4 protein-coding genes are annotated in these 6924 nt (G+C 70.2%); 2 read left to right on the forward strand and 2 right to left on the reverse strand.

The genetic code is table 11. The features are described 5' to 3' along the window. Positions 1-17 precede the first annotated feature (17 nt). Positions 18-1190: an anion permease gene (locus tag ABH940_RS05765; RefSeq protein WP_370060918.1), complete on the reverse strand. Its 1173-nt coding sequence runs from the start codon at positions 1188-1190 to the stop codon at positions 18-20. Between the two features lie 411 nt (positions 1191-1601). Here ABH940_RS05765 and ABH940_RS05770 point away from each other — a divergent pair, with 411 nt between their 5' ends. Further along, on the forward strand, positions 1602-3017 hold the full coding sequence (locus ABH940_RS05770) for an NlpC/P60 family protein (RefSeq protein ID WP_370060916.1): 1416 nt from the start codon (positions 1602-1604) through the stop codon (positions 3015-3017). 193 nt (positions 3018-3210) lie between these two features. Here ABH940_RS05770 and ABH940_RS05775 read toward each other — a convergent pair whose 3' ends face one another. Then, positions 3211-5514 carry an FdhF/YdeP family oxidoreductase gene (locus ABH940_RS05775; protein ID WP_370104527.1) on the reverse strand — a complete coding sequence of 768 codons (2304 nt, stop codon included), beginning with the start codon at positions 5512-5514 and terminating at the stop codon, positions 3211-3213. A gap of 267 nt (positions 5515-5781) precedes the next feature. Between ABH940_RS05775 and ABH940_RS05780 the strand changes: the two genes are divergently transcribed. Further along, the gene (locus tag ABH940_RS05780) at positions 5782-6663 is read left to right on the forward strand and encodes a fumarylacetoacetate hydrolase family protein (RefSeq protein ID WP_370104529.1); all 882 of its coding nucleotides are present in this window, start codon (positions 5782-5784) and stop codon (positions 6661-6663) included. Positions 6664-6924: the final 261 nt, after the last annotated feature.

Consider the following 6924-nt stretch of genomic DNA (forward strand, 5'->3'; position numbering starts at 1 on the left):
TTCGGCCGAAGCCCGACTCAGGCCGCGATCACGGGCGACGGGGAGGCGACTGCCGGCTGCCCGGCTGCCGTGCCGACGGTCAGCGGGTCCTCGGCGACGACGTTGGCCGCGCTGATCTGCTGGCCGCGGGAGGCCACGTAGATCCACGCCGCGATGCCCGCGCCGATCAGGCCGAGGGCGATCTGGCCCCACGCGCCCTGGTCGGCCAGCAGCACGCCCACGCCACCGACCAGACCCGCGGCCGGCAGCGTCAGGACCCACGCGTACGTCATCTTCCGCACGGTGTTCCAGTGGACCGCGCCGCCGACCTTGCCCTTGCCCGCGCCCATGATGCCGCCGGAGCAGACGTGGGTGGTGGACAGGCCGTAACCCATGTGCGAGGAGGTGAGGATGACCGTCGCCGCCGCCGTCTGCGCGGTGAAGCCCTGCGAGGCGTCGACCTCGGTGATGCCCTTGCCCATCGTGCGGATGATGCGCCAGCCGCCGATGTAGGTGCCGAGCCCCATGGTGATGCCCGCGGCCAGGATGACCCAGAGCGGCGGGTTGGAGCCGGGGGCCAGCGAGTGGGCGGTGATCAGGGTCAGGGTGATGACGCCCATCGTCTTCTGGCCGTCGCTGGTGCCGTGCGCGACCGAGACGAGCATGGCCGACGCGACCTGGCCGACCTTGAAGCCCTTGCGGGTGACCTCCTGGTCGCCCTTGGCGGTGAGGCGGTAGGACAACTTGGTCGCACCCCAGGCGGCGATGCCCGCCACGATCGGGGAGGCGACGGCCGGGATCAGGATCTTGGTGGCCACCACGTCGAAGTGCACGCCGTGCATGCCGACGGAGACGACCGTCGCGCCCAGCAGGCCACCGTAGAGGGCGTGCGAGGAGCTGGACGGGATGCCGCGCAGCCAGGTGACGAGGTTCCAGACGATCGCGCCGATCAGAGCGGCGAAGACCACCTGGGGCTGGATGCCCGCCTTCTCGTCGATGATGCCGCCGGAGATCGTCTTGGCGACCGCGACCGACAGGAAGGCACCGCAGAGGTTCAGCACCGCCGAGATGGCGACAGCGACCTTGGGTCGCAGCGCCCCGGTGGCGATCGAGGTGGCCATCGCGTTGGCCGTGTCGTGAAAACCGTTGGTGAAGTCGAAGGCGAGAGCCGTGATCACTACGGCGGTCACCAGGAACGAGATGTGTTCCATGCCCAAACAATCGTCTCAGCGGGGTGGTCGAGCGTGACCGTAGGGAGCCCGGATGAACGGAAGGTGAACTGACGGACTATCCAGAGTTGACGAGTGTGCCGAAGCATGACAAAACCACCCGTTGTTGATCTTCGTGTGTGAACTGGGTCCTTGCGCTGCCTGGCATTCGATCGTCCCAGGACAATTTCTGGCACCGCCGTATGAGGGATGTGTCACATTCACCTGGTGGCCGTCATCACGTGACAGGGCCAGGTGTGAGCGGCCTCAGAATCGTTGACGCCCCCTGCCGCGTGTCAGTGGGACATGGGAGGATCGCCGAGGTTGTCCGTAGGCGGGCGATCGGTCGGTCGTGGGGGCGGAGCCGCAGTGTGCGGCTGACGAAGGGGCGGGCTGGTGTTGGGTATCGGGGGCATGGAACGTCGTCCTTGGCTGCGCGGGGTGCTGCGTTGCGGGTTGATGCTCGCGGCCGCCTCACTCGCCGTCATTCCCGCCGCAGGCAGCGCGAGCGCCGCCGTGGCGCCCCACCCGGGCACGGCCGGAGGGATTTCGACGGTCCTGCCCGCCGGGACGGTCACGCTGACCCAGGCCGAGCAGGCACTGCTGCCGATCCTCGACCACCTGCGCGCGCTCTACCAGCAGATGGAGCAGGCCACCCAGCAGTACGACTCGCTCGGCGCACAGTTGCAGCAGGCGCAGGCCGGTGTGCAGAAGCTGGACGTCCAGCTGGCCGGCGCCCAGGCCCAGGTCGACGCGGGAACGGCGATCGCCGGTGAGATGGCCCAGCAGCAGTACGCCGCCGGTGGCTTCTCACAGCTGGCACAGCTGATCTTCGCCGACGACCCGCAGGCGGCCCTCCACGGCAAGGAACTGCTGGACGCGGCCTCCCAGTCGCAGGCGTCGCTGCTCAGGAAGCTCCACGCCGACGAGGAGGTCCTGGCCAAGGCGCAGACAGCGGCCGAGGCGGCCCGGCAGCGCGTGGCCCAACTCCTCGCCCAGCAGGGCAAGCAGAAGGACGGCATCACCAAGCAGCTGACCGGCGTCGAGCAGTTGGTCTCCGGCCTGACCGGCGCCCAGCGCCAGGAGCTCTCACTGCTGGAGCTGAAGGAGGCCGACGCCGCCCAGCTGGCGCTGCTGGCCTCCGGCGTCCTCGGCAACCAGGGCGCCAAGCCGTCGGCCGAGGGTGCGCAGGCCATCGCCTTCGCCTTCGAGCAGCTCGGCAAGCCCTACGTCTGGGGCGGCGACGGGCCCGACGTCTACGACTGCTCCGGTCTGACCTCGCAGGCCTGGCTGCACGCGGGGACGACCATGCCGCGCACCAGCGAGATGCAGTGGGCCGACCTCACCCATGTCCCGCTCGACGAGCTGCGCCCGGGCGACCTGATCGTCTACTTCCAGGACGCCAGCCACGTCGCGATGTACATCGGCGGCGGCATGGTCGTCGAGGCGCCGCATCCGGGTGCGTTCGTCGACATCGAACCGATGGCCGTCGACCCGATCCTCGGCGCGGTCCGGCCCGACCCGCAGAACCCGTCGATCGGCGGCACCTACACCCTGCCGTCCGCGCCGCCCGGATCGACCGGCCCGGTGCCGATCGGTCCGACCCTGCCCTCGAACACACCGAAGCCGACGCCGAAGCCCACGCCCAAGCCGACGCCCCGGCCCACGCCGAAGCCCAGCCCGTCGGGTTCGCCCACGGGTCTGCCGACCGGCATGCCGTCCGGGTGGCCGTCGGGTTCGCCCTCCACCTCGCCTTCGCCGTCGCCGAGCGGGAGCCCGTCGACGAGCCCGTCACCGTCGGTGACGGGCTCGCCCTCCGCGATCCTCTGAGGCACCCGCGTCGGGACGGCCCAGGGGCCTAGGCCCTGTCGTCAAACTCCCGCCGGGCCCGGCTTGCCTGGTACGCCCTTCTGCTGCGTTGTCGGATCGCCCAAGTACGGCCCAGTACGAGGGCGACCCTCCGCCTTGCAGCTGGCCGCACCAGACAACCCGGGCTGATCCGACGCGAGTTTGACGACAGGGCCTAGCCCGCGTCGGGCTGCGAGTCCGGCTCCAGGCGGATCACCACGGACTTCGAGGTCGGCGTGTTGCTGGTGTCGGCCGTGCTGTCCAGCGGGACCAGGACGTTGGTCTCCGGGTAGTACGCGGCCGCGCAGCCGCGCGTCGTCGGGTAGTGCACCACCCGGAAGTGCGGCGCGCGCCGCTCGACGCCGTCCTTCCACTCGCTGACCAGGTCCACGTACTGACCCTCCGTCAGGCCGTGAGCCGCCGCGTCCTCGGCGTTGAGCAGCACGATCCGGCGTCCGCCGGTGATGCCGCGGTAGCGGTCGTCCAGGCCGTAGATGGTGGTGTTGTACTGGTCGTGCGAGCGCAGTGTCTGCAGCAGCAGGCGGCCCTCGGGGACGACCGGCGCGGTCATCGCGTTGACGGTGAAGTTGGCCTTGCCCGTCGTCGTCGGGAACGCGCGGGTGTCGCGCGGGCCGTGCGGGAGGGCGAAGCCGCCGGGCGTCAGGATCTTCGTGTTGTAGTTCTCGAAGCCGGGGATGACCCGGGCGATCCGGTCGCGGATGTTGCCGTAGGAGGCGTTGAAGTCCTCCCACGGCACGGTGTTCTTGGGGCCGAGGGTGCGCCGGGCCAGCTTGCAGACGATGGCGACCTCGGAGAGCAGGTCCGGCGCGGGCGGCCGGAGCGAGCCGCGCGAGGCGTGGACCATGCCCATCGAGTCCTCGACGGTGACCTGCTGCGGTCCGGAGGCCTGCCGGTCCTGGTCGGTCCGGCCGAGCGTGGGCAGGATCAGCGCGCGCGTCCCGGTGACCACGTGCGAGCGGTTCAGCTTGGTCGACACGTGCACCGTCAGGCGGCAGCCGCGCATCGCCTGCTCGGTGACCTCGGTGTCGGGGGTGGCCGCGACGAAGTTGCCGCCCATGGCGAAGAAGACCTTCACCTTGCCGTCCCGCATCCCGCGGATGGTGTCCACCACGTCGAGCCCGTGCTCGCGCGGCGGGTCGAAGTGGAACTCCTTGCCGAGCGCGTCCAGGAAGGCGGCAGCGGGCCGCTCGAAGATGCCCATGGTCCGGTCGCCCTGGACGTTGCTGTGCCCGCGGACGGGGCAGACACCGGCACCCGGCCTGCCCACATTGCCGCGCAGCAGCAGGAAGTTGACGACCTCACGAATGGTCGGCACAGAGTGCTGGTGCTGCGTCAGGCCCATGGCCCAGCAAACGATGATCTTCTCCGACTTCAGTACCAGCTCGGAGAGTTCCAGGATCTGACTGTCCGGCAGGCCGGTGGCCGCGTGGACCTCGTCCCAGTCGGTCTGCCGCGCCTCGGCGGCGAACTCCTCGAAGCCGCCGCAGTGCCTCTCGATGAAGTCGCGGTCCAGGACCGTGCCAGGGTTCTTGTCCTCGGCCTCCAGCAGCAGCAGATTGAGCGCGCGGAACAGCGCCAGGTCGCCTCCGAGACGGATCTGCAGGAACAGGTCGGTCAGCTTGGTCCCGCTGACCAGACCGCGCGGAGTCTGCGGGTTCTTGAACCGCTCCAGCCCCGCCTCCGGCAGCGGGTTGACGCTGACGACCGTCGCGCCCGCACGCTTGGCCCGCTCCAGTGCGGAGAGCATCCGCGGGTGGTTGGTGCCCGGGTTCTGCCCGGCCACGATGATCAGGTCGGCCTGGTAGAGGTCCTTGAGATGGACGCTGCCCTTGCCGACGCCCAGCGTCTCCACCAGCGCGGAGCCGGAGGACTCGTGGCACATGTTCGAGCAGTCCGGCAGGTTGTTGGTGCCGAGCTGGCGGGCGAAGAGCTGGTAGGCGAAGGCCGCCTCGTTGGACGTCCGGCCGGAGGTGTAGAAGGCGGCCTGGTCCGGGTCGTCCAGCTCCTTGAGCTCGTCCGCGACCAACTGCAGCGCGTCGTCCCAGGAGAGGGGCGTGTAGTGGGTGGCGCCCTCCTCCAGCAGCATCGGCGCGGTGAGCCGGCCCTGCTGGCCCAGCCAGTAGCCGCTGCGCTCGGCCAGGTCCGCCACAGAGTGCTCGGCGAAGAACTCGGGACCGACGCGGCGCACCGTCGCCTCCTCGGCCACGGCCTTGGCGCCGTTCTCGCAGAACTCGGCGGTGTGGGTGTGGTCCGGCTCCGGCCAGGCGCAGCCGGGGCAGTCGAACCCGTTCGGCTGGTTCAGCTTGAGCAGCGTCTTCACCGCGCGGGGCAGGCCCATCTGCGCGGCGGCGATCTGCGTGGTGTGCCGCAGGGCGGGGATGCCCGCGGCGGCGTGCTGGGGTTGACCGGTCGCGGGCGCGTCCTGCGCCGGATCGGTCACGGGAGCCTTGCGCGCCATTGCGCTCCACCTTTCGCCCTGTGGGCCGCCCTGCACGGTCCTCGTCCTGAGACTGGGGACATCCTTCCATCTCCCGCCGTATGAGTGAATCGTTCTATTCAGCGCAGGCGGCGATTTTTGGATTTGTGCAGGTAGGAGCCGTTGTTACCCGTCCGTATGGCGGTCGGCCCATGGTCGGGTGATCCTACAGTTTGATAGAAGTAGGGCTCTTTCTCCGAGCGACGGTGGGCGACCGGACCGTCCCGATCGCAAAGTGGGTGATCGCAGGTGCGTTTCCTGCGCATAGGACCGACGGGCGCCGAGCGCCCCGCACTGCTCGCCGCGGACGCGGAGAGTGCCTTCGACCTGTCCGCGCTCACGCCGGACATCGACGCCGCGTTCCTCGCTGGGCTCACGCCCGAGCGCCGCGCGGAGATCTCCGCGCGCGCGGAGGCGGGCGAGTTCCCGCGGCTCGCCCTGGCAGGCGGCCAGGGTCGCGGCGGCGAGCGCGTCGGCGCGCCGGTGGCGCGCCCGGGCAAGGTGGTCTGTATCGGCCTCAACTATCGCGACCACGCGGAGGAGGCGGGCCAGCCGATCCCGGCTGAGCCGGTGGTCTTCCTCAAGTCCAGCGACTGTGTCGTCGGCCCCGACGACGAGGTCCTGGTCCCGCGCGGCAGTGAGAAGACGGACTACGAGATCGAGCTGGCCGTGGTCATCGGCGCGACCGCCCGGTACCTCGACTCCCCGGAGGACGCGGACGCGGTGATCGCGGGCTACACCATCACCAACGACGTCACCGAGCGCGCTTGGCAGTTGGAGCGCGGGGGCACCTGGGACAAGGGCAAGTCCTGCGACACCTTCAACCCCATGGGCCCCTGGTTGGTCACGGCCGACGAGATCCCGGACCCCCAGGCACTGGGACTCCGCCTGACGGTCAACGGCGAGGTCCGCCAGAACGGCTCGACGTCGAACATGATCTTCGGCGTCCGCCATGTCATCTGGTACCTCAGCCAGTTCATGACCCTCCACCCGGGCGACGTGGTCAACACCGGCACCCCGGCGGGCGTGGCCATGGGCCTCCCGAACCAGCCGTGGCTCAACCCGGGCGACGTCCTCACCCTCGAGATCGACGGCCTCGGCAGCCAGCGCCAGGTGCTCGGCAAGGCCTGACCCCGGGGCAACGCCCTAGAGGCGCGGGGCCGTGCTGATATGCGGTTCCGCCGCGTGGGCGCGAGCAGGCGGGCTGCAGGGGGTAGTTGCACTACCTCGGGGGCGCGGGGCTGTGCTGATATGCGGCTCCGCCGCGTGGGCGCGAGCAGGCGTTGCACTATTTAGGGGCGCGGGGAACTGCGCGACAAGCCACTGTGTGTGGTGTGTCGCGCAGTTCCCCGCGCCCCCGGGGGTACTACTCGAGCGGCAGCCGCCCGCCCC

Origin of the sequence: Streptacidiphilus sp. BW17 (assembly GCF_041262485.1) — a bacterium.
In the GTDB taxonomy this organism is placed as follows: Bacteria; Actinomycetota; Actinomycetes; order Streptomycetales; family Streptomycetaceae; genus Streptacidiphilus.